The sequence below is a fragment of the Pseudomonas lyxosi genome (assembly GCF_047758685.1).
Taxonomy (GTDB): domain Bacteria; phylum Pseudomonadota; class Gammaproteobacteria; order Pseudomonadales; family Pseudomonadaceae; genus Aquipseudomonas; species Aquipseudomonas lyxosi.
Genome location: NZ_CP180481.1, coordinates 3,312,280 through 3,335,672 on the forward strand (window position 1 = coordinate 3,312,280; position 23,393 = coordinate 3,335,672).

The window sequence follows — 23,393 nt, forward strand, 5'->3', positions numbered from 1 at the left end:
CCCTCGAAGGGGCGTGACGTCAGAAAACCGATTCCACTTGCAAGCCGAATTCAGGCAGGAAACCTCATGACCGACGCGTTCGAACTCCCCAGCACACTGGTCCAAGCCCTTCAGCGCCGAGCGGCCCTGACGCCGGACCGGGTGGCCTTGCGTTTTCTCGCCGAAACCCAGGATCAGGCTGTGGTGCTCAGTTATCGCGAACTGGACCAGCGGGCGCGGACCATTGCTGGCGCGTTGCAGGTCGAGGCTGCGTTTGGCGATCGCGCGGTGCTGCTGTTTCCCAGCGGCCCGGATTACGTCGCGGCGTTCTTCGGCTGCCTGTACGCCGGTGTGATCGCGGTGCCGGCCTATCCGCCGGAGTCGGCCCGCCGTCATCATCAGGAGCGTTTGCTGTCGATCATCAGCGATGCCGAACCGCGTCTGCTGCTGACCAGCGCCGGTCTGCGCGATGCGTTGCAGCAAATAGAGGGCGCGCCACCGTTGCTGTGTGTCGATACGCTCGACAGTGCATTGGCCGAACGTTGGGTGGCGCCGGAACTTGCAGACGACCACATCGCGTTCCTGCAATACACCTCCGGTTCCACCGCGTTGCCGAAAGGGGTGCAAGTCAGCCACGGCAACCTGGTGGCCAATGAACTGCTGATTCGTCACGGCTTCGGCATTGATCTGAATCCTGACGACGTGATCGTCAGCTGGTTGCCGCTGTACCACGACATGGGCCTGATCGGCGGTCTGTTGCAGCCGATTTTCAGCGGCGTGCCGTGCGTGTTGATGTCGCCGGCGTATTTCCTTGGCCGGCCGTTGCGCTGGCTGGAAGCGATCAGCGAGTACGGCGGCACCATCAGCGGCGGGCCGGATTTTGCCTATCGGTTGTGCAGCGAGCGGGTCAGTGAATCGGCCCTGGAACGCCTCGACCTGAGTGGCTGGCGCGTAGCGTATTCCGGTTCTGAACCGATTCGCCTCGACACGCTGGATCGCTTCGCCGAGAAGTTTGCGGCCTGCGGATTCACCCCGGACAGTTTCATGGCGTCCTACGGGTTGGCCGAAGCGACGCTGTTCGTGGCCGGCAGCCCTCGCGGTCAGGGCATTGGCAACCTGCGCGTGGACGATCAAGCCCTGGCACAAAACCGTGCGAAGCCAGGCGAAGGCAGCGCGATCATGAGTTGCGGCATCAGTCAGCCGGATCACGCGGTGCTGATTGTCGATCCAACAGCCCTCAACGAGTTGGCTGACAACGCGGTCGGCGAAGTATGGGCCGCCGGGCCAAGTATCGCCCACGGTTACTGGCGCAACCCGGAGGCCAGCGCTAAAACCTTCGTTCAACACGCTGGCCGTACTTGGCTGCGCACCGGCGATCTGGGCTTTATGCGCAACGGTGAACTGTTCATCACCGGGCGCCTGAAAGATATGTTGATCGTTCGTGGCCACAACCTTTATCCACAGGACATCGAGCAAACCATCGAGCGCGAAGTGGAGGTGGTGCGCAAAGGTCGTGTCGCCGCATTCGCCGTCAACATCGAGGGTCAGGAAGGCATCGGCATTGCGGCGGAAATCAGCCGCAGCGTGCAAAAAATCCTCCCGCCCGACGCCCTGATCAAAGCCATCCGCCAAGCCGTGGCCGAGGCGTATCAGGAAGCGCCAAGCGTGGTGGTGCTGCTCAATCCGGGTGCGTTGCCCAAGACCTCCAGCGGCAAACTGCAACGCTCGGCATGCCGCAATCGTCTGGCGGACGGCAGCCTCGACAGCTATGCACTGTTCCCGTCGGCAGACATCGAAAGTAAATCCGCAACTCAATCAGGTTACGAACTGCAAACCCTGATCGGCCAGATCTGGTGCGAGCAACTGCAGGTCAAACAGATCAGCGCCGACGATCACTTCTTCCTGCTGGGTGGCAACTCCATTGCCGCCACTCAGGTAGTCGCACGTCTGCGCGAATCACTCGGTCTGGAGCTGAACCTGCGCCTGCTGTTTGAAGCGCCGACCCTTGGCGCGTTTGCCGCCGCAGTCGCTCAGCAACAACAGGACGGCGGACTCGCCCAAGGCGCGATCACCTCGTTGTCGCGCACCGAAGCCATGCCGCAATCGCTGGCGCAAAACCGTCTGTGGATCACCTGGCAACTCGACCCGCAGAGCAGCGCCTACAACATTCCCGGCGCCTTGCGCCTGCGCGGCGAACTGGATGAAGACGCCTTGCGCGCCAGTTTCCAGCAGCTGATCGAGCGTCACGAATCCCTGCGCACGCGATTCTTCGAACGTGATGGTGTGGCGCTGCAACAGGTCGATGCTGCGAGCGAATTCAACCTGCAGCTGATCGACATCAGCGACCTGCCGGTGGCCGAGCGTGAAGCTCGCGCGCAGCAGATTCGTGAAGATGAAGCCCGCACTCAATTCGATCTGGAAAAAGGACCGCTGCTGTGGGTGACCTTGGTGCGCCTCGATGAAGAGGACCATCAATTGTTGGTGACGCTGCATCACATCATCGCTGACGGCTGGTCGCTGAACGTGCTGATCGACGAGTTCTCCCGCCTGTATGCCGCCGCGTCCCAGGGACAAAAGGCGACGCTCGCGGAATTGCCCACGCAATACGCCGACTACGGCAGCTGGCAGCGTCAATGGCTGGCGCAAGGGGAGGGCGAGCGTCAGCTGGCTTACTGGAAAGCGCAATTGGGCGTTGATCATCCGACCCTGAGCCTGGCCACCGACCATCCGCGTTCGGCGCACCACATTCACACGGCTGCCCGCCATTCTGTGAAGCTGGGCGCGACTCTGAGCGATGCCATTCGCCAGACCGCCCAGGCCCATGAATCCACTTCGTTCATGCTGTTGCTCGCCGCGTTCCAGAGTCTGCTGCACCGCTACAGCGGCCAACGCGACATCCGCATCGGCGTGCCGAACGCCAACCGTCCGCGCCTGGAAACCCAAGGGCTGATCGGCTTCTTCATCAACACCCAGGTGCTGCGCGCCGAACTGGATTCGCAGCTGCCATTCGTCGAGCTGCTGGCGCAAACCCGTCAGGCCGCATTGGGCGCACAAGCTCATCAGGATCTGCCGTTCGAACAATTGCTCGAAGCCTTCCCGCAAGCCCGCGGACAAGGTTTGTTCCAGGTCATGTTCAACCACCAGCAACGGGACTTGAGCGCATTGCGTCGCCTGCCTGGGTTGCTGGCCGAAGAGCTGCCGTGGCACAGCCGCGAAGCCAAGTTCGACCTGCAACTGCACAGCGAGGAAGACCAAAAGGGTCGCCTCAGTCTGTCCTTCGACTACGCCAACGAACTGTTCCACGTGGCGACCATCGAGCGTCTGGCCGAGCATTTCAGCAACCTGCTGCGAGCCGTTTGCGAACAACCGAAAACCGCCATCGGCGATCTGCAATTGCTGACCTCGTCCGAGCTCGATCAGCAAGCCTCGTGGAGCTCCGTGCCGTGCACACCGGCCAGCGTTTGGCTGCCCGAATTGCTCAACGAACAAGCACGCCAAACCCCGGAGCGCACCGCCTTGACGTGGGACGGTGGCGCCATGGACTTCGCCGAACTGCACACCCAATCCAACCGCCTGGCCCATTACCTGCGCGACAAAGGTGTCGGCCCGGACGTCTGCGTGGCCATTGCCGCCGAGCGTTCGCCGCAGTTACTGATCGGCCTGCTGGCGATCATCAAGGCCGGTGGCGCCTACGTGCCGCTGGACCCGGACTACCCGGCCGAGCGCCTGGCCTACATGCTCAGCGACAGTGGCGTCGAAATGCTGCTGACCCAAACCCAATTGCTTGAGCGCTTGCCGGCCACCGATGGCGTCAGCGTGATCGCCATGGACGCCTTGCATCTGGAGAGCTGGCCGAGCCACGCACCGGGCCTGCACTTGCACGGCGACAACCTGGCGTACGTGATTTACACCTCCGGTTCCACCGGCCAGCCGAAGGGCGTCGGCAACACCCACGCAGCCCTCGCCGAACGCCTGCAATGGATGCAGAACACCTATCGTTTGAACGACACCGACGTGCTGATGCAAAAGGCACCGATCAGTTTTGACGTGTCGGTGTGGGAGTGCTTCTGGCCGCTGATTGCCGGTGCACGCTTGCTGATTGCCGGTCCCGGCGAACACCGCGATCCGCACCGCATCGCGCAACTGGTTCAGCAATTCGGCGTGACCACGCTGCACTTCGTACCGCCGCTGCTTTCGTTGTTCATCGACGAACCGCTGACCGCCGAATGCACCAGCCTGCGCCGTGTATTCTCCGGTGGCGAAGCCTTGCCTGCCGAATTGCGCAACCGCGTGCTGGAACAACTGCCAGCCGTGCAATTGCACAACCGCTACGGCCCGACCGAAACCGCGATCAACGTCACTCATTGGCACTGCACAGCGGCCGATGGCGAACGCTCGCCGATTGGTCGTCCGTTGGGCAATGTGCTGTGCCGCGTGCTCGATGAGGCACTCAATCCCGTTCCGGCCGGTGTGCCAGGTGAACTGTGCATCAGCGGTATCGGCCTGGCCCGTGGCTATTTGGGCCGTCCGGGCCTGACTGCAGAACGTTTTGTCGTTGATCCATTGGGCGAGCAGGGCGCGCGTCTGTACCGCACCGGCGACCGCGCACGGTGGACCGCCGATGGTGTGATCGAATACCTCGGCCGTCTCGATCAGCAGGTCAAACTGCGTGGCTTCCGCGTTGAACCGGAAGAAATCGAAGCACGATTGCTGGCTCAGGACGGCGTCGCTCAAGCCGTGGTACTGGTGCGCGAAACGGCGGCCGGCGGACAGTTGATCGGTTACTACACCGCAACCGATTCCACAGAAGATGTTGATGCTCAAACCGCACGCCTGAAAACCGCGCTGGCGGCTGAGTTGCCGGAATACATGGTCCCGGCGCAGCTGATGCGCCTGGACGAAATGCCCCTGAGCCCCAGTGGCAAACTCGATCGTCGTGCCTTGCCGGAACCGCAATGGCAAGTCCGCGAGCACGTCGAACCAGTCACTGCCCTTGAGCAACAAATCGCCGGCATCTGGCGTGAAGTATTAGGCCTGGCGCAAATCGGTCTGCGCGACGACTTCTTCGCCCTCGGCGGCCATTCCTTGCTGGCCACGCAAATCATTTCCCGCACCCGTCAGGCCTGCGACGTCGAGTTGCCGCTGCGCGCGCTGTTCGAAAACAGTGAGCTGGGCGCCTTCGCCGAACAGGTTCAACTGATCCAGGCCAGCGGCAAAACCAACCAGCAACCGGCCATCGAGAAAGTCGACCGCAGCCAACCGGTGCCGTTGTCCTATTCCCAGCAGCGCATGTGGTTCCTCTGGCAGATGGAACCGGACAGCCCGGCCTACAACGTTGGCGGCATGGCGCGGCTGCGCGGGGTGCTCGATGTCGGGCGCTTCGGAGCCGCGCTGCAAGCACTTATCATGCGTCATGAAACCCTGCGCACCACGTTCCCGAGCATCGACGGTGTGGCGCAGCAACGGGTTCACCCGGAAACGGGGATGCGCATGGGCTGGAAGGACTTCTCCGCGCTCGACGTTGATCGCCGCGAACAACGCGTCCAGCAACTGGCCGACGACGAGGCGCATAAACCCTTCGATCTGGAAACCGGACCCCTGCTGCGCGCCTGCATGGTCAAGACCGCCGAGCACGAACATTATCTGGTGCTGACCCTGCACCACATCGTCACCGAAGGCTGGGCGATGGATATCTTCGCCCGGGAACTGAGCGCGCTCTACGAGGCTTTCGTCGATGACCACGAATCGCCGCTGCAACCGCTGCCGGTGCACTACTTGGATTACAGCGTCTGGCAGCGTCAGTGGCTGGAGTCCGGCGAACGTCAGCGCCAACTCGATTACTGGACCGCGCAATTGGGGCGTGAACATCCGCTGCTGGAATTGCCCGCCGACCGTCCACGTCCGCCCGTGCAAAGTCATCAGGGCGAACTGTTCCGTTTCGACTTGAGCGATGAACTCGCCGCTCGCGTTCGTGCCTCCAATGCACAAAACGGTCTGACCCTGTTCATGACCATGACCGCCGCGCTGGCCGTGCTGCTTTACCGCTACAGCGGCCAGACCGACCTGCGCATCGGCGCGCCGGTGGCCAACCGGATTCGTCCGGAAAGTGAAGGGCTGATTGGTGCGTTCCTCAACACTCAGGTGCTGCGTTGCCAGCTTGACGGGCAGATGTCCGTGGGCGAATTGTTCGAGCAGGTTCGCCATACCGTGATCGAAGGCCAGTCCCACCAGGACCTGCCGTTCGATCATTTGGTGGAAGCCTTGCAGCCACCGCGCAGCGCCGCTTACAACCCGTTGTTCCAGGTGATGTGCAACGTGCAGCGCTGGGAATTCCAGCAGAGCCGCACACTCGCTGGCATGACCGTCGAGTACCTGGTCAACGATGCTCGCGCAACCAAGTTCGACCTCAACCTGGAGGTCACCGACCTCGACCATCGCCTGGGTTGCTGCCTGACCTACAGCACCGATCTGTTCGATGAACCACGCATTGCGCGGATGGCCGGGCATTGGCGCAACCTGCTGGAAGCGCTGCTGGCCGATCCGCAACAGCGCCTCAGTGAGCTGCCGCTGCTGGAAGCCAGCGAACAACAAAACCTGCTCGACAGCCTCGGCGTCGAGCCGGGCGAACATCGCCTCGACCAGTGCATTCATCACCTGTTCAGCGAGCAGGCGCTGGCACGCAAAGACGCACCGGCACTGACCTTCGTCGGGCAAACCCTGAGCTACGCCGAACTCGACAGCCGCGCCAATCGCCTGGCCTGGATGCTCCGCGAGCGGGGCGTGGGACCACAGGTTCGGGTCGGTCTGGCGCTTGAGCGTTCGCTGGAAATGGTCGTCGGCCTGCTGGCGATCCTCAAGGCGGGCGGCGCCTACGTGCCGCTGGACCCGGAATACCCGCTGGACCGTTTGCACTACATGATCGAAGACAGCGACATCGGTTTGCTGCTCAGCGATGCAGCAATGTTCGAAGCGCTCGGCGAATTGCCATCGACCGTTGCGCGTTGGTGTCTGGAAGTAGATGCCGCCACACTGGCCAACTACCCGGCCACGGAGCTGCCGTTTATCAGCCTGCCACAGCATCAGGCGTACCTGATTTACACCTCAGGCTCCACCGGTAAACCGAAAGGCGTGGTGGTGTCCCATGGTGAAATCGCCATGCATTGCCAAGCGGTCATTGAACGCTTCGGCATGCGTCCGGACGACTGCGAGCTGCACTTCTACTCCATAAACTTCGACGCCGCGACCGAGCGTTTGCTGGTGCCGCTGTTAAGTGGTGCTCAAGTCGTTCTGCGCGCTCAAGGCCAGTGGGACGCGGAAGAAATCTGCGGTCTGATTCGCCGTCACAACATCAACATCCTCGGCTTCACCCCAAGCTACGGCAGTCAATTGGCGCAGTGGCTGGCGACCCAGGGCGAAATTCTGCCGGTGCGCATGTGCATCACCGGCGGTGAAGCACTGACTGGCGAGCACTTGGCGCGGATTCGTGCGGTGTTCAAGCCGAGCCTGTTTTTCAACGCCTACGGCCCGACCGAAACCGTGGTCATGCCGCTGGCCAGTCTGGCGCCCGAGCAGCTTGAAGAGGGAATGGGCAGTGTGCCGATCGGCAGCGTGATCGGCGCTCGCGTGGCCTACATCCTCGACGCTGATCTGGCGCTGGTGCCGCAAGGCGCGACCGGCGAGTTGTACATCGGCGGCGCTGGTCTGGCGCAGGGTTATCACCAGCGTCCGGGTATGACGGCCGAGCGTTTTGTGGCTGATCCGTTCGCCGCCAATGGCGGGCGTCTGTACCGCACCGGCGATCTGGTACGCCAGCGCGCCGATGGTCTGGTGGAATACCTCGGACGTATTGACCATCAAGTGAAGATTCGTGGCTTCCGCATCGAGTTGGGCGAAATCGAAACCCGTCTGCTGGAACATGAATCGATCCGTGAAACCGTGGTGCTGGCGCTGGACGCCCCGAGCGGCAAACAACTGGTCGGCTATCTGGTAACTGAAGTCGCCGAGCAGGATGAAGCGCAACAACACGCACTGCGTGAGGCGTTGAAGGCGCACCTCAAATCCCAGTTGCCGGATTACATGGTGCCAACGCATTTAATCCTGCTGGCCAGCATGCCGCTCACCGCCAACGGCAAACTCGACCGCCGCGCATTGCCGGCGCCGGACCCGGAGCTGAACCGTCAGCATTACGTGGCACCGAGCAACGAGCTTGAACTGACGCTGGCCGCCATCTGGTGCGAAGTGCTGAACGTTCTGCAGGTCGGCCTCAACGACAACTTCTTCGAACTGGGCGGCGATTCGATTCTGTCGATCCAGGTGGTCAGCCGTGCACGGCAGCAGGGCATCCACTTCAGCCCGCGTGACTTGTTCCAGCACCAGACCGTGCAGACCCTGGCTGCCGTGGCGACCCGCACCGAGCAGGTCACCGCCGAACAAGGTTTGCTGACCGGCGAATCGCGTCTGACGCCGATCCAGCACTGGTTCTTCGACACCGATATCCCCGAGCGCCAACACTGGAACCAGGCATTGCTGCTGGAACCGACCGTGGCGCTGGAGCCCCATCGTCTGGAGCAAGCGCTGCTGGCGGTGATCGAACAGCACGACGCCTTGCGTTTGCGCTTCTCTGAAATTGCAGGCCAATGGCAGGCCGAGCACCAGGCGGTTTCCGACACGCCGGTGCTGTGGCAAGTGCGTGTTTCGTCCATGGACAAATGCGCGGCACTGTTCGCCGATGCCCAGCGCAGCCTCGATCTTGAGGAAGGGCCGCTGATGCGCGCGCTGTTGGTCGATGGTCCTGAGGGGCAACAGCGGCTGTTTTTCGCCATTCACCACTTGGTCGTGGATGGGGTTTCGTGGCGGGTGTTGCTGGACGATTTGCAAACGGTGTATCGCCAACTGGACGCGGGGCAGTCGGTAAAACTGCCGGCGAAAACCAGTGCCTTCAAGGACTGGGCGGCACGTTTGCAGGCATATGCCGGCAGCGAATCCCTGCGTGAAGAACTGAGCTGGTGGCAGTCGCATCTGGCCGGTGAAAGCGCCGAATTGCCGTGTGATCGCCCCGAGGGTGGCCGGCAGAATCGTCATGTACAAACCGTCAGCGTGCGCCTCGATAGCGAGCGCACTCGCCAACTGCTGCAACAGGCGCCGAGCGCCTACCGCACTCAGGTCAACGACTTGCTGCTGACCGCATTGGCCCGCGTGCTGTGCCGCTGGAGCGGTCACGAATCGGCGCTGATTCAACTCGAAGGTCACGGCCGCGAAACGCTATTCGACGAGATCGACCTGACCCGCACCGTCGGCTGGTTCACCAGCGCTTATCCGCTGCGGCTGATGCCAGCGGACGGGCAGGGCGCCTCGATCAAGGCGATCAAGGAACAACTGCGCGCGGTGCCGCACAAAGGTCTGGGTTATGGCGTGTTGCGTTATCTCGCCGATGACTCGAGCCGGCAGACCATGGCGGCCTTGCCGGTGGCACCGATCACCTTCAACTACCTCGGTCAATTCGACCAGAGCTTCGGCGCGGACGCCTTGTTCCGTCCTCTCGATGAAGCGGTCGGCGCGGCCCATGATCCTCGTGCGCCGCTGCCCAATGAGCTGAGCGTCGACAGTCAGGTCTATGGCGGTGAGCTGGTGCTGCGTTGGACCTTCAGCGCCGAACGTCACGACCCGCAGACCATCACCGACCTGGCGGACGCCTACCTCGGCGAATTGCAGAGCCTGATCGAACATTGCCTGCGCGACGATGCGGGTGGCCTGACGCCGTCGGACTTCCCGTTGGCGAAACTGACCCAACTACAACTCGACGCGCTGCCGATCCCGGCCGCCGTCATCGAAGACGTCTACCCGCTGACGCCGATGCAGGAAGGCATGCTGCTGCACACCTTGCTGGAACCGGGCACCGGCCTCTACTACATGCAGGATCGCTACCGCATCAACAGCGAGCTCGACCCGCAACGTTTCGCCCAGGCCTGGCAAGCGGTGATCGCCCGCCACGAAGCCTTGCGCGCGTCGTTCTGCTGGAATGTCGGCGAAGACATGCTGCAAGTTATCCACAGGCCGGGCAGCACGCCGATCGAGTACCTGGACTGGACGGCAATCGCCGAAGTCGAGCAGGAGCCGAAGTTGCAGGCGCTGCTCAAAAGCGAGCGCGAGGCCGGGTTCGATCTGATCGACCAGGCACCGTTCCACCTGCGCCTGATCAAGGTCGGCGCGGCGCGATACTGGTTCATCATGAGCAACCACCACATCCTCATCGATGCCTGGTGCCGTTCGCTGCTGATGAACGATTTCTTCGAGATCTACACCGCACTGGGCGAAGGCCGGGAAGCACAACTGGCCGTGCCACCGCGTTATCGCGACTACATCGGCTGGCTGCAACGCCAGAGCCTGGCCGAGGCGCGGCAGTGGTGGAAAACCAACCTGCAAGGCTTCGAGCGGACCACGCCGATCCCGAGCGACCGGCCGTTCCTGCGTGAACATGCCGGCGAAAGCGGCGGCATGATCGTCGGCGATCGCTACACACGGCTCGATGCCTGTGACGGTGCGCAACTGCGCGATCTGGCTCAGGCTCATCAGCTGACCATCAACACCTTTGCCCAGGCGGCGTGGGCGCTGGTGCTGCGACGTTTGAGCGGTGATCGCGACGTGCTGTTCGGCGTCACGGTGGCCGGGCGTCCGGTGGACATGCCGGAGATGCAACGCACGGTCGGGCTGTTCATCAACAGCATCGCGCTAAGGGTGAAAATGCCGGAAGACCATCAGCGTTGCAGCGTTCGTCAATGGTTGAGCGGCTTGCTCGACAGCAACATGCAACTGCGCGAGTACGAATACCTGCCGCTGGTGAGCATTCAGGAAAACAGCGAACTGCCCAAGGGCCAGCCGTTGTTCGACAGCCTGTTCGTGTTCGAAAACGCCCCGGTGGAAGTCTCGGTGCTGGACCGTGCGCAAAGCCTCAACGCGACCTCGGATTCGGGCCGCACCCACACCAACTTCCCGCTGACGGCGGTCTGCTATCCGGGCGATAACCTGGGCTTGCACCTGTCTTACGACCAGCGTTATTTCGATGAGTCGACCGTCGAGCGCATGCTCGGCGAGTTCAAGCGGTTGCTGCTGGCACTGGTCGAAGGTTTCCACGGCGACATGGCCGATCTGCCGTTGCTGGGCTTTGATGAGCAAGACTTCCTGATTCACGGATGCAACCAGAGCGAGCACGATTACCCGCTGGAGCAGAGTTATGTCTCATTGTTTGAAGCGCAGGTTGCCGAGCATCCACAGCGCATTGCAGCCAGTTGCCTCGATCAGCAGCACAGTTACCTTGAGCTGAACCAGCGCAGTAACCGTCTCGGTCATGCCTTGATCGCCGCTGGCGTGAGGCTGGATCAACCGGTGGCGTTGCTGGCTGAACGTAACCTCGGTCTGCTGGGCATGATCATCGGCAGCTTCAAGGCTGGCGCGGGTTATTTGCCGCTGGACCCGGGCCTGCCGAGTCAGCGTCTGAGCCGGATCATCGACCTGAGCCGCACGCCATTGCTGGTGTGTTCTCAGGCCTGCCGCGAACAAGCGCTGGCGCTGCTGGATGAGTTCGGTTGCGCCAACCGGCCCACGTTGTTGGTCTGGGAAGAGGTGCAAGCGAGCGATGTTTCGGTTGCGAATCCGGGCATCTACAGCGGCCCGGACAACCTCGCCTACGTGATCTACACCTCGGGCTCGACCGGTTTGCCGAAAGGCGTGATGGTCGAACAGCGGGGCATGCTCAACAACCAGTTGAGCAAGGTGCCGTACCTGAACTTGAGCGATGTCGATGTGATCGCCCAGACCGCCTCGCAAAGTTTCGATATTTCGGTCTGGCAGTTCCTCGCCGCACCGCTGTTCGGCGCTCGGGTGGACATCGTGCCGAACACCATCGCCCATGATCCGCAAGGGTTGCTGACGCATGTGGCGGCCCAGGGCATCACCGTGCTGGAAAGCGTTCCGTCGCTGATTCAGGGCATGCTCGCTCAGGAACGCATGAGCCTCGACGGCTTGCGCTGGATGCTGCCGACCGGTGAGGCAATGCCGCCGGAGCTGGCGCACCAGTGGCTGCTGCGCTACCCGGAGATCGGGTTGGTGAATGCTTACGGTCCGGCGGAATGCTCGGATGACGTGGCGTTCTTCCGCGTCGACATGGCGTCGACTCGTGGCAGTTACCTGCCGATCGGTACGCCAACCGACAACAACCGCTTGTACCTGCTGGATGGCGCGCTGGAACTGGTGCCGCTGGGGGCGGTGGGCGAGTTGTGTGTCGCCGGCACCGGGGTAGGGCGCGGTTATGTGAGCGATCCGCTGCGCACCGCGCAGGTGTTTGTGCCGAATCCGTTTGGTGAACCGGGTGATCGTCTGTATCGCACCGGCGACCTGGCCCGTCGGCGCGGTGACGGCGTGCTGGAATACGTCGGGCGGATCGACCATCAAGTGAAGATCCGCGGTTACCGCATCGAACTGGGTGAAATCGAAGCGCGTCTGCATGAGCAACCGGAAGTGCGTGAAGCCGCAGTCGGCGTGCAGGAAGGCGTCAACGGCAAGCACCTGGTTGGCTATTTGGTGGCGGCTGATTCTTTGATCAATCCAACGGAGCGACTGGAACGCATCAAGCAACGCCTGCGCGCTGAACTGCCGGAATACATGGTGCCGCTGCATTGGTTGTGGCTGGAGCGGATGCCGCTGAATGCCAACGGCAAGCTTGATCGCAAGGCTTTGCCGGCGCTGGAGATCGGCCAGTTGCAGAGCCAGGACTATCAGGCACCGCGCAATGAGCTGGAGCAGACGCTGGCGGATATCTGGGCCGAGGTGCTGAAGGTCGAGAAGGTCGGTATTCGCGACAACTTCTTCGAGCTGGGCGGGCATTCATTGCTGGCGACGCAGATCGCCTCGCGGGTGCAGAAAGCCCTGCAACGTGATGTGCCGCTGCGGGCGATGTTTGAATGCAGCACGGTGGCGGAGTTGGCCGAATACATCGACGGATTGGCGGCGAGCGATATCACTGAGGAGAAGGTGGATCGCCTCAATGACCTGATGGCAGAGTTGGAGGGGTTGTAGTTCTCTAGCGTCTGTCATGTCCCCATCGCAGGCAAGCCAGCTCCCACATTAGTCCTGCGTAAACAGATCAAATGTGGGAGCGGGCTTGCCCGCGATGGGGCCATCACAGACGCCACAGGGTTGACTTGCTGACCGCCGGCGGCACAGTCTTCCCGCTCCAGTTTTCACAAAGGAGATAGTCGATGCCCTTTGCAACGGTCGACGGACAACCCCTTCACTACATTGATCAAGGCACCGGCCCTGCCGTTCTGCTGGCCGGCAGTTATCTGTGGGACCAGGCCATGTGGGCGCCGCAGATCGCCACCCTGTCGCAGCAATACCGGGTGATTGCTCTGGACCTCTGGGGCCACGGTGAGTCCGGGCGGATGCCCGAGTGCACGCACTCGCTGGATGACGTAGCGCGCCAGGCACTGGCGCTGCTTGATCATCTGGACATCGACCGTGTCACGCTGGTCGGTCTATCGGTCGGCGGCATGTGGGGCGTGCGTCTGGCGCTGTCGGCACCGCAGCGCATCAACGGTCTGGTGCTGATGGACACCTACGTCGGCGTCGAACCCGAACAGACTCGCCAATACTATTTTTCGCTGTTCAAACAGATCGAAGACACCGGCGTGATTGCGCCGCAGTTGCTCGATATCGTTGTGCCGATCTTCTTCCGTCCGGGCATCGATCCGCAGTCGGCGCTGTATCAGGACTTCCGCGCCAAACTGGCTGCATTGCCGCCAGAGCGCCTGCGCGAGAGCATCGTGCCGATGGGGCGGATTACGTTTGGGCGTGATGATCTGTTGCCGCGTCTGGGCGAGTTGAATCCTGATACCACGCTGCTGATGTGTGGCGATCAGGACAAACCGCGGCCGCCGTCGGAGACAAGAGAGATGGCCGAACTGATCGGTTGCCCATCTGTTCTGGTGCCGGAGGCGGGGCATATTTCCAATCTGGAAAACCCCCAGTTCGTCACCGAAGCGTTGCTTAAGTTTCTGGCAACACTCAAGTAAAGATCGTTCCCACGCTCTGCGTGGGAATGCATCCTGTGGCGCTCTGCGCCACGCTCTTTGGTCACTTCGGCCCGAGAATTTGCACCAACTTGTCCGGTGAAGGCGCGCCTTGTTGTTGTTGCAGCTCGCCCTTGTCGTCCATGTAGAAAATCGCCGGGGTGGCCTGCAGCTCCAGGTCTTCCATCAGCTGCATGTTCGCCGCCAGCTTCGCCTGAATTGCCGGTGGCACGTTTTTCAGGGCTTTTAGCGAGCTTTCCTTGCCTGACTTTTCATGGTCTTCCAGCGCTTTCTGCGGATCCTTGGCGGCCAGCAGTGCAGCTGATTTCCCCGGACTGTCTTCGCGAATGATGCCGACCATGATGTGCCGCAACTGCACCTTGCCAGCCTTGACCCATGGCCGCGCCTGTTCCCAGAACACGTTGCAGTAAGGGCAGTTCGGATCGCTGAACAGGTACACGATCCGCGGTGCATCTTTCTTCCCGTCGCCGATCCAGTTGCTGGCTTCCATCTTGCCCCAGACTTCCTTGGACATCGGTGCGTAAACCAGCTTCTGCAACGGCGCGCTGCTCAGGTCGTTGCCGTCGGCGTCGTACAGATTGCCGAGCAGCACATGCTTGCCATCCGGGGTCAGGTACAACGCTATGCCACGGTTCTGGTACTGCGCCGCATAACCGCGCAAGCCGTCGGGAGCGTCGAATTGGCCGACGATTTTCGCGCCCTTGGCTTCGATTTTCTTGATCGCTTCGGGCAATTCTTCAGCGGCCTGCACCGACGGTAGATGCAGCAGGGCAGCGCCCAGGGTCAACGTCAGCAGGTGGCGGAGGCGGGGCATGGCAATTTCCTTGAAGAGGTGGCCGGTACGGCAGGATTCGGGGTGTCGAAGTTTTCCAGGGCGCGGGCCAGGCTGGCTTCCGACAGCTCACCCAGATGGCTGCCCAGCAGGCGACCGTCGGGGCTATAGAACAGCGTAGTCGGCAACGCCATGGAGCCGACGGCCTGGCCCAATCGGCCACTGCCGTCAAAAAGTACGTTGGACAGGCTCAGGCCCTGGGTTTCCAGAAAAGTACTGACGCTCTGCATGCTTTCAGCCTGGTTGACGAACAGGAACGTCAGGTCCGGGCGGTGTTGCTGGGCGTTTTCCAGCACCGGCATTTCCCGACGGCACGGCGGACACCAGGTGGCCCAGAGATTGATCACCAACGGGCCGCCCTTGTAATCAGCCAACTGCACGGTTTCACCGGCGGCATTGCGCAGGGTGATTTCCGGCAGGCGTGTGCCTTGTTCGTAGATGGTCAGTGAGAAGGTCGCCAGCAGCCAGAACGCCAGGCCGCTGGCCACGCCAAAGCCCAACGGGCGGCGCAAGCCCGGACGACGCCAGCCTCGATACAACGCGGCGAGCAGCAGCACGATCACACCGGGCCAGGCGAGGAAGCCGCCGTCGCGCAGGTCGATGATCTGCCAAAGGTCATCGCGATAGTGCGCCCAGTAAACGGCCACGAAGCCGACCCGGGCGGCCAGCATGCCCAGCAGGAACAGGCTGAACAGCACCGACTCCGGATTCTCGCCACCGCGCTTGGCCACCCGCCAGCCGACGAAGGTCGCCAGCGCCAGGGCACTGATCAGCAGCAGGTGATTAAGCGCGATGGCAAAAGTGCCGAGGGTAAAGGTCAGCATTAACGGGCGTCTCGGGTGGTGGTCCAGCGTTGCAGGAAAGTGTCGGCATCGACCTCACCGGTGATGCGCTGGCTGCGACGCTCGATGCCGTCGGCGCCGATCCACAACAAGCTCGGTGGCCCCGGCACTTTATAACGGCCGAGCAGTTCGCGGCTGGCGGCATTGTCGGCGGTGACGTCCAGCCGTAGCAAGCGCACATCGCTCAACGCTTGCAGTACGTGGGCTTTGCCGAACACCTGTTTTTCCATGACCTTGCACGACACGCACCAGTCGGCGTAGTAGTCCAGCAGCACCCATTGGCCCTGAGCCTGTGCCGCGTCGAGCTCCCGTTGCAGAGCTGCCGGGTCTTTGATCGTGGTGAACGCGTCGTGGCCGACCGGGTTTGCGGCGCTGCTCGAGTTTGAAGCGCTGTAGACCTGCAAAGGCTTCAACAGGTCGTCGCCGCCGCCAGCGGCACCGACCAAAAGCAGGCTGCCCCACACACCCAGCAACAGTGAGCTGGCGCCGAACACATGGGCGACGCGACCGAAACCTTCCGACTGCTTCCAGGCGCTGTACGCGGCAACCAGCAGTAACGCACCGCACAAACCAATCCACAGTGATTCATCCAGCACCGGACGCAGCATCAGCAACGCGGTGGCGAGGAACAGGAAGCCGAATACGCCCTTGAGCAGGTTCATCCACGCGCCGGGTTTGGGCAGGAAGCGATTGCCAACGGTGACCAACAACAGCAGCGGCACACCGATGCCGATGCCCATGGCGAACAAAATCAGCCCGCCATGCAGCGCATTGCCGCTTTGTGCGATGTAGAGCAAGGCGCCCGCCAGCGGGGCGGTCATGCACGGACCCACCAGCAAACCGGACAAGGCCCCCAACACACCGGCGCCGAACAGACTGCCGCCGCGTTGATTGCGCGAGACATTTTCCAATCGATCACGCACGGCCACCGGCAGTTGCAACTCGAAAAAACCGAACATCGGCAACGCCAGCAACACAAACACCGCAGCGAAACTGCCCAGCAACCAAGGGTTCTGCAACAACGCCTGCAGATTCGCCCCGAGCAGCGCGGCCAGCACGCCCATCGCCGCATACACCAGCGCCATGCTCACGACATAGCTGGTGGCCAAGGCGAAACCGCGCTTGGGCGTGGCGCCACTGCCGACGATCAAACCGCCCAGAATCGGCAGCATCGGCAGCGAGCAAGGCGTGAAGGCCAGCAACAGTCCCAGGCCGAAGAACACCAACAAGCTCCAGCCCAGCGCTCGTTGTTGCAGGCCGCTGGCCAGGGCTTGGTCCGGTGCTTCGTTTGTTGCCGCAGTAGTCGATTTGCCGCCCAGATTTATCACCTGAGTTTGCGGCGGATAACACAACCCGGCATCGGCACAGCCCTGGAATCCGACCTTGATCTGGCCAGTCGCACCTGCCGGGATCTTCAGTTCCAGACCCTGACGATAGACCTGCTGTTCGCCAAAAAACTCGTCGCTATGCGCTTCGCCTTCAGGCAATGCGGGCTTGTGTTCCGCGGGCAAGCCATCGAATTTCAGGCGTTGCTGGTAAAGGTAATAACCGTCGGCGATCTGCCAATAGAGCTGGGTTTCACCGGAATCAAGGCGTTCGGAGGTGAAGATGAACGCCTTGCCGACGGGAAGAAATTCGGGTTTGGTCGCGAACGGATCAGTCCCAGCCTGGGCCAGACCCGAGATCAAGAGAACAAAAAATAGAAACAGTCGAAGCATGGGTAAGCCTTATCCCTGTGCAAGTGAGGTGCACAGTGGCGGGCGGCGATTAACCGATGATTAACCACAGTGGCCTTGTGGCAATGGCGCTTGCGGCATAATGTCCGCTTAATCGGCCACCGGCCTAATCACCTTTTTTCAACAGGTCTCACCATGCACGTACTGGTTTGCGAAGACGACGAGCTGATCGCCAGCGGCATTGTCGCCGGCCTCACCGCTCAGGGCCTGACGGTAGAGCATGTCGCCACCGCATCCTCGGCCCGGGCGATGCTCAAGGTTGCCGAGTTCGATGTGATGGTGCTCGACCTCGGTCTGCCCGATGAAGACGGTTTGAAGCTTCTGCAGCAGTTGCGACACAGCGGTCTGGAAATCCCGGTGTTGATCCTCACCGCCCGGGATTCAGTCACCGACCGCGTCGATGGCTTGCAAGCCGGCGCCGACGATTACTTGCTCAAGCCGTTCGACCTGCGTGAACTGGCGGCGCGTCTGCACACGTTGCTACGACGAGTGGCGGGGCGCAGCGTCAACCTGATCGAACATGGCCGTCTGACTTATGATCCGAGCAGCCGCGAAACGATGCTCGGGGGCCAGCCGGTGGACCTTTCCCGTAGAGAACAATCGCTGTTGCAGGCCTTGCTGCATAATCGGGGACGGGTGCTGTCCACCGAGCAATTGAAAGACAGCGTTTATGGTTTTAACGATGAGCTGGAAAGCAACGCTCTCAATGTGCATATCCATCACCTGCGGCGCAAACTCGGCAATGGCATTGTCGAGACGGTGCGCGGCCTGGGCTATCGCCTGGGGCCGGCCGATGGCGCAGAGGAATTGAAAAAGTGATGAGCCTGCGTTTGCGCCTGAGCCTGACACTCGGCGCCGCTTTTGCCCTGATCTGGGCCTTGGCTGCGGCCTGGATGCTCAGCGACCTGCGCAATCAAATGATGTTTTCCCTCGACCAGCGGCTGGTGGCCTCGGCGCGCATGGTCGCGGGCCTGATGGAGCAATTGCCGCCATTGCCGAGCAAGGGCGAGGGCACCCATTTCAGCGCTGAACAACTGAACCTCCCCGGTGGCATGGCCTGCCAGGTCAGTTCATTACGCGGCGAAATCCTCGCCCGCAGTCACACCGATCCGCAACAAACCCTGGAAGCCGAGAAAATGGGCTTCCACGACCAGATGATCGACGGCGCACCGTGGCGCAGTTTCACCCTGGCCCGCGGCGACGTGCGCATCACCACGGCCGACCGGCAGATCGAGCGTGAGGCCTTGAACATGTCGATCCTGCTGGCGGCTTCGGTGCCGGTGGGCGTGGCGTTGCTCGGTTGCCTTTGCCTGCTATGGCTGGGGATCGGCCAGGGGCTGGCGCCACTCAACCGTATGCGCGATGCGTTGATGCGCCGCAGCGCCGATTCTCTCGAACCCTTGCAAATCCAGCCGCTGCCCAGCGAGCTGCAACCGTTGCTGGACACCCAGAATCAGTTGTTCCAACGGATCGGCAAGACCATCGAACGGGAACGCCGTCTGACCGGTGACGCGGCCCATGAATTGCGCAGCCCGCTGACGGCGATCAAGACTCACCTGCAAGTGGCGCGCATGACCGACGGTGCGGCCCGGGATCAATCCCTGGCCCGGGCCGAAGAGGGCGCCGATCGCCTGCACCGGACCCTTGAACAATTGCTGCTGCTGGCGCGGGTCGAGGGCAGTCTGTCGTTCGATGACGGCGTGCAATGCAGCGCCGAGCAGGTGGCGAAACTGGCGATTCAGGACGCCGCCAGCGGTGATCGTCAGCGGATCAAATTTCAGATGCCGCCGAAAATCTCCCACGCCCCGGTGCAAATGCCCGCGGTGCTGTCGATTGCCGCGCTTCGCAACCTGCTGGACAACGCGCTGCGTCATACCCCGGGCGACGGCGCGGTGGAGCTGAGCCTGGAAACCACTGGCAGTCGTGTGCACTTTTTGGTCCGCGACCACGGCCCGGGGATTGCCGAAGACGATCTGCAACACCTGACCCAACGCTTCTGGCGTAACGGCCAGAGCACCGGCTGCGGCCTGGGTCTGGCGATTGTTCAGGCGATCGTCCAGCGCTGCGGTTGTACGTTGCATTTCGACAGTCGGCCGGATGGGTTGCGAGTCGAACTGACCATGCCGTTGCAACCGGTCTAACAAACAACACATCAAATGTAACTTCTCTCCATTGGCATTCGAGCCACCACCGGCGCTATCGTCCCCGGCAGCTTTTTCTCAATGGATTGAGGTAACAGCGCCATGGATGCACCCCTACACATCTGCAAGGCAACCCCCGCCGACGCCGGCATCATCAGCCGGATCGTCGAGCGCTCCATTCGCGTCGGTTGCGCGCTCGACCATCGCAACGATCCGCTCACCGTCGCCACCTGGACCCACAACAAAACCATCGAACACGTGCAGCCCTGGCTGACCGACGAGCGGTTGTACCTGAACATCGCCCTGTTGCAGGACAAACCGGTCGGCGTCGCGATGGCTGCGATCAGCGGCAAGGTCGCGTTTTGCTACGTGCAACCGGAATGGTTTCGTCGCGGCGCCGGGCAAGCGCTGGTGCGCGACCTCGAAGGCTGGTTGACCGATCGGGGTTTGCGCCAGGCCCGACTCAACAGCACCCGCACCAGCGAAGCGTTTTACCGTCATCTGGGGTACCAGCCTTGCGCCGAAACCTTCGCCGTCGCCGGGCTCCACGCCATTCCCATGCACAAAGCGCTGACACCCCCTTCATAGAAAGCTGATCGAGGGTCTAAATCCTCGGCGCCCTGATGCGTTTCCAGAACAGGAAAACCTTATTGAGGGGTCGAGAGATGTCAGTCGCTACCAGCCTTATGGAAGATCAGTCGGCCCGGATCACTCCGGCGCCGACCGAGACGCTTTATCAGTTCAACGAATCGCCACTGCTGGCCCGTCAAAACCAGCAGGAATCGAATGCCCGCAGTTATCCGCGACGCATTCCCCTGGCCCTCAAACGTGCCAAGGGCATTTATGTCGAAGACGTCGAAGGCCGCCGTTTCATCGACTGCCTGGCCGGCGCAGGGACGTTGGCCCTTGGGCACAACCATCCGGTGGTGATCGAAGCGATCCAGCAAGTGCTGACGGATGAACTGCCCCTGCACACCCTCGACCTGACCACCCCGGTCAAGGATCAATTCGTTCAGGACCTGTTCGGTCTGCTGCCGTCGGCTTTGGCCGCTGAAGCCAAGATCCAGTTCTGTGGCCCGACCGGCACCGACGCGGTGGAAGCCGCGCTGAAACTGGTGCGCACCGCCACCGGGCGCAGCACCGTGTTGTCATTCCAGGGCGGTTATCACGGCATGAGCCAGGGCGCGCTGAGTCTGATGGGCAGTCTGGGGCCGAAGAAACCCTTGGGCGCCTTGCTCAGCAACGGCGTGCAGTTCATGCCGTATCCCTACGATTACCGCTGCCCGTTCGGGCTCGGCGGCGCGCAAGGCGTGCAGGTCAATCTCAACTACCTGGAAAACCTGCTGAATGATCCCGAGGCGGGTGTGCAATTGCCCGCAGCGGTGATCGTCGAAGTGGTGCAGGGCGAGGGCGGGGTGATCCCGGCCGATCTCGATTGGTTGCGCGGCCTGCGGCGGATTACCGAAAAGGCCGGCGTGGCGCTGATCGTCGATGAAATCCAGAGCGGTTTTGCCCGCACCGGCAAGATGTTCGCCTTCGAACACGCTGGGATCATCCCCGACGTTGTGGTCATGTCCAAAGCCATCGGCGGCAGTTTGCCGCTGGCCGTGGTGGTCTATCGCGACTGGCTCGACACCTGGCTGCCGGGCGCCCATGCCGGGACCTTTCGCGGCAATCAGATGGCCATGGCCGCAGGTTCTGCGGTGATGCGTTACCTGACCGAACACAAGGTCTGCGAGCACGCCGCCGCCATGGGTGAACGCTTGAGCGAACACCTGCGCATCCTGCAACGGGACTTCCCGCAACTGGGTGATATCCGCGGTCGCGGCTTGATGCTGGGCGTTGAACTGGTCGATCCAACTGGCGAGCCGGATGCACTGGGTCATCCGCCGATCTTCGGTCGACTGGCGCCGCTGGTGCAGCGTGAATGCCTCAAGCGCGGCTTGATCCTTGAACTGGGCGGCCGTCATGGCGGCGTGGTGCGTTTCCTCCCGCCGCTGGTGATTACCGCTGCGGAAATTGATCAAGTGGCCGAGATTTTCGGCAGGGCCGTGGCTGCTGCCACCGCCAGCCTCTAAATTTCTCAGCCTCTGACACGTTCCTTCTACATAACGGCTGCGCACGCAGTGCAGCCCACCCTACAGCGATGGAGAAACACCATGACTTCAGTATTCGACCGCGAGGACATCCTCTTTCAGGTCGTGGTCAACCACGAAGAGCAGTACTCGATCTGGCCCGACTACAAAGCCGTGCCTGCAGGCTGGCGCACCGTGGGCAAGAGCGGTTTGAAGAAGGAATGCCTGGCTTACATCGAAGAAACCTGGACTGACATGCGTCCGCTGAGCCTGCGTCAGAAGATGGAAGAGCAGGCGGCTGTGGCTCACTAAGTCACCGCGCAAAAAGAAGCCCGCTGAACCGGAGACGGTCAGCGGGCTTTTTGCTAGTGATCGTTCCCACGCTCTGCGTGGGAATGCCTCAATGGACGCTCTGCGTCCGCTTTGGGACGCGGAGCGTCCCGGGCTGCATTCCCACGCAGAGCGTCACTAGTGTCCGGTAAAACCTTTTCAAAGCTGAAGGCTGCCTTGGGCAGCCTTCAGCTTTGTTCGCTTTTGCCTTCGCTGTTCAAGGTGTTCAATGCTTAATGGGCGTTCGAACAAGCTGTGGGTTAGCCGAATGGCAAAGTCTGAAATAGATCCCGAGCAACCTGAACGGCGCTGATAAAGATGCAGCAAAAGATAGGTAATCAAGGCGCTGTAGATCTGCAAACGAACGGCATTTTCAGAGAAGCCGAAATACCGTTTGAGCTTGAGGTTTTGCTTGATCCACTTAAAAAACAGTTCGATCTGCCAACGTTGTTTGTACAGATCGGCGATCTCCTCCGCTGAGCGAGAGAAGTCGTTGGTGACCAGAATCAATGGCGTTTCGTGGTCCTCTCGGCGGATCTGAACCCGACGCACAGCCTGATTTTGGTAGAGATTCGGACGTCGAGTGTTCAGGTATTTCTTCCCGAACAATACCGATTCGTCCGCCTCAATGAATTCGGGTGCATCCTTTTCCCTCAAATTTTCTACCGGCTTTAGATTGGCGTTTTTCTTCAGTCGGGTGACGAAGAAAGAACCCATCTGATCAATCTGGTGCCACCAGTTGTAGTCGCAGTAACCCTTGTCGAAAACGTACGTCATACCTGCTTCAAGCGGCATGGTCAGGGCATCGCTCAGATCGTTGACGTTGGCGGCGGTGATGTTTACGTAAGTCGGGGCTGTTTGCTGTGGATCGATGGCCACATGTACCTTCAAGCCTTGGGTTATGCGGGTTTTCGTCGCGGTGGTCCATTCGTCAAAACCGGGTCCGCGCAGGCTGATCGAGGTCGAATCGATCAGGGTGATCATGGCTTCGAGCGACTTGCGCTGCTTGCGGCCAATGCCTTGAAGCAAGTGCTCACAGGCCAGCCGAAACGGCTCTGAGCTGCGCTTGTTCAACGCATCACAAAGGGTCGAACGCACCATGTTCTTGGCGTTGAGGTGGTGGCGATGGGGTTGCAGCGACTGCGAGGCTGTCGCCAACGTACGCAAGCTTTTGGCTTGCGTCAGCTGACCGTAAATCAGCGTGACGAGCAGATCCCAGGACGTGAATTGTTTGGCGTAACGATCAGCGCCACAGCGTTTGACGGCGGCTTTGAAGAGCTGATGAGGAAGGGCTTGAAGCATTTGCGCAAATCGAGTGCTGCTGAACATGGGCGAAAATCAAGTCTGAAAACCTGATTATTGCTTACGAAGCAG

11 protein-coding genes are annotated in these 23,393 nt (G+C 61.4%); 7 read left to right on the forward strand and 4 right to left on the reverse strand.

Annotated features, from left to right (window positions below; all coding sequences use genetic code 11):
- The first annotated feature begins 66 nt into the window (after positions 1-66).
- Positions 67-13,050, forward strand: a complete 12,984-nt coding sequence (locus ACMXYI_RS15285; protein ID WP_415773808.1) for a non-ribosomal peptide synthetase — start codon at positions 67-69, stop codon at positions 13,048-13,050.
- Positions 13,051-13,232: 182 nt separating this feature from the next.
- Positions 13,233-14,045 (forward strand): alpha/beta fold hydrolase, encoded by an 813-nt coding sequence (locus ACMXYI_RS15290; RefSeq protein WP_415773809.1) that lies wholly within the window; start codon positions 13,233-13,235, stop codon positions 14,043-14,045.
- Positions 14,046-14,106: 61 nt separating this feature from the next.
- Here ACMXYI_RS15290 and dsbG read toward each other — a convergent pair whose 3' ends face one another.
- The 3 genes from dsbG to dsbD are packed head-to-tail and all read right to left on the reverse strand — an operon-like array spanning position 14,107 to position 17,455.
- A complete protein-coding gene (gene dsbG / locus ACMXYI_RS15295) occupies positions 14,107-14,877 on the reverse strand; it encodes a thiol:disulfide interchange protein DsbG (RefSeq protein WP_415773810.1) in 771 nt (256 codons plus the stop codon).
- The gene (locus ACMXYI_RS15300; protein WP_415773811.1) at positions 14,853-15,719 is read right to left on the reverse strand and encodes a prolipoprotein diacylglyceryl transferase family protein; all 867 of its coding nucleotides are present in this window, start codon (positions 15,717-15,719) and stop codon (positions 14,853-14,855) included. The genes dsbG and ACMXYI_RS15300 overlap by 25 nt, the downstream gene beginning before the upstream one ends.
- On the reverse strand, positions 15,719-17,455 hold the full coding sequence (gene dsbD, locus ACMXYI_RS15305; RefSeq protein ID WP_415773812.1) for a protein-disulfide reductase DsbD: 1,737 nt from the start codon (positions 17,453-17,455) through the stop codon (positions 15,719-15,721). Before dsbD ends, ACMXYI_RS15300 begins: the two co-directional genes overlap by 1 nt.
- 153 nt (positions 17,456-17,608) lie before the next feature.
- Between dsbD and ACMXYI_RS15310 the strand changes: the two genes are divergently transcribed.
- The 5 genes from ACMXYI_RS15310 (at position 17,609) to ACMXYI_RS15330 (ending at position 22,001) form a co-directional block, all read left to right on the forward strand.
- On the forward strand, positions 17,609-18,292 hold the full coding sequence (locus tag ACMXYI_RS15310; RefSeq protein ID WP_074878741.1) for a response regulator: 684 nt from the start codon (positions 17,609-17,611) through the stop codon (positions 18,290-18,292).
- Positions 18,289-19,614, forward strand: a complete 1,326-nt coding sequence (locus tag ACMXYI_RS15315) for an ATP-binding protein (protein ID WP_415773813.1) — start codon at positions 18,289-18,291, stop codon at positions 19,612-19,614. The genes ACMXYI_RS15310 and ACMXYI_RS15315 overlap by 4 nt, the downstream gene beginning before the upstream one ends.
- Positions 19,615-19,716: 102 nt before the next feature.
- Positions 19,717-20,202, forward strand: a complete 486-nt coding sequence (locus ACMXYI_RS15320; protein WP_415773814.1) for a GNAT family N-acetyltransferase — start codon at positions 19,717-19,719, stop codon at positions 20,200-20,202.
- 77 nt (positions 20,203-20,279) lie between these two features.
- Positions 20,280-21,692 (forward strand): aspartate aminotransferase family protein, encoded by a 1,413-nt coding sequence (locus ACMXYI_RS15325; protein ID WP_415773815.1) that lies wholly within the window; start codon positions 20,280-20,282, stop codon positions 21,690-21,692.
- An 81-nt stretch (positions 21,693-21,773) separates the two neighbouring features.
- Positions 21,774-22,001 (forward strand): MbtH family protein, encoded by a 228-nt coding sequence (locus ACMXYI_RS15330; RefSeq protein WP_008152757.1) that lies wholly within the window; start codon positions 21,774-21,776, stop codon positions 21,999-22,001.
- 177 nt (positions 22,002-22,178) lie between these two features.
- Here the strand turns inward: ACMXYI_RS15330 and ACMXYI_RS15335 are convergent, their stop codons facing one another.
- Positions 22,179-23,348 (reverse strand): IS4 family transposase, encoded by a 1,170-nt coding sequence (locus ACMXYI_RS15335; RefSeq protein ID WP_415768078.1) that lies wholly within the window; start codon positions 23,346-23,348, stop codon positions 22,179-22,181.
- Between the last annotated feature and the right edge of the window lie 45 nt (positions 23,349-23,393).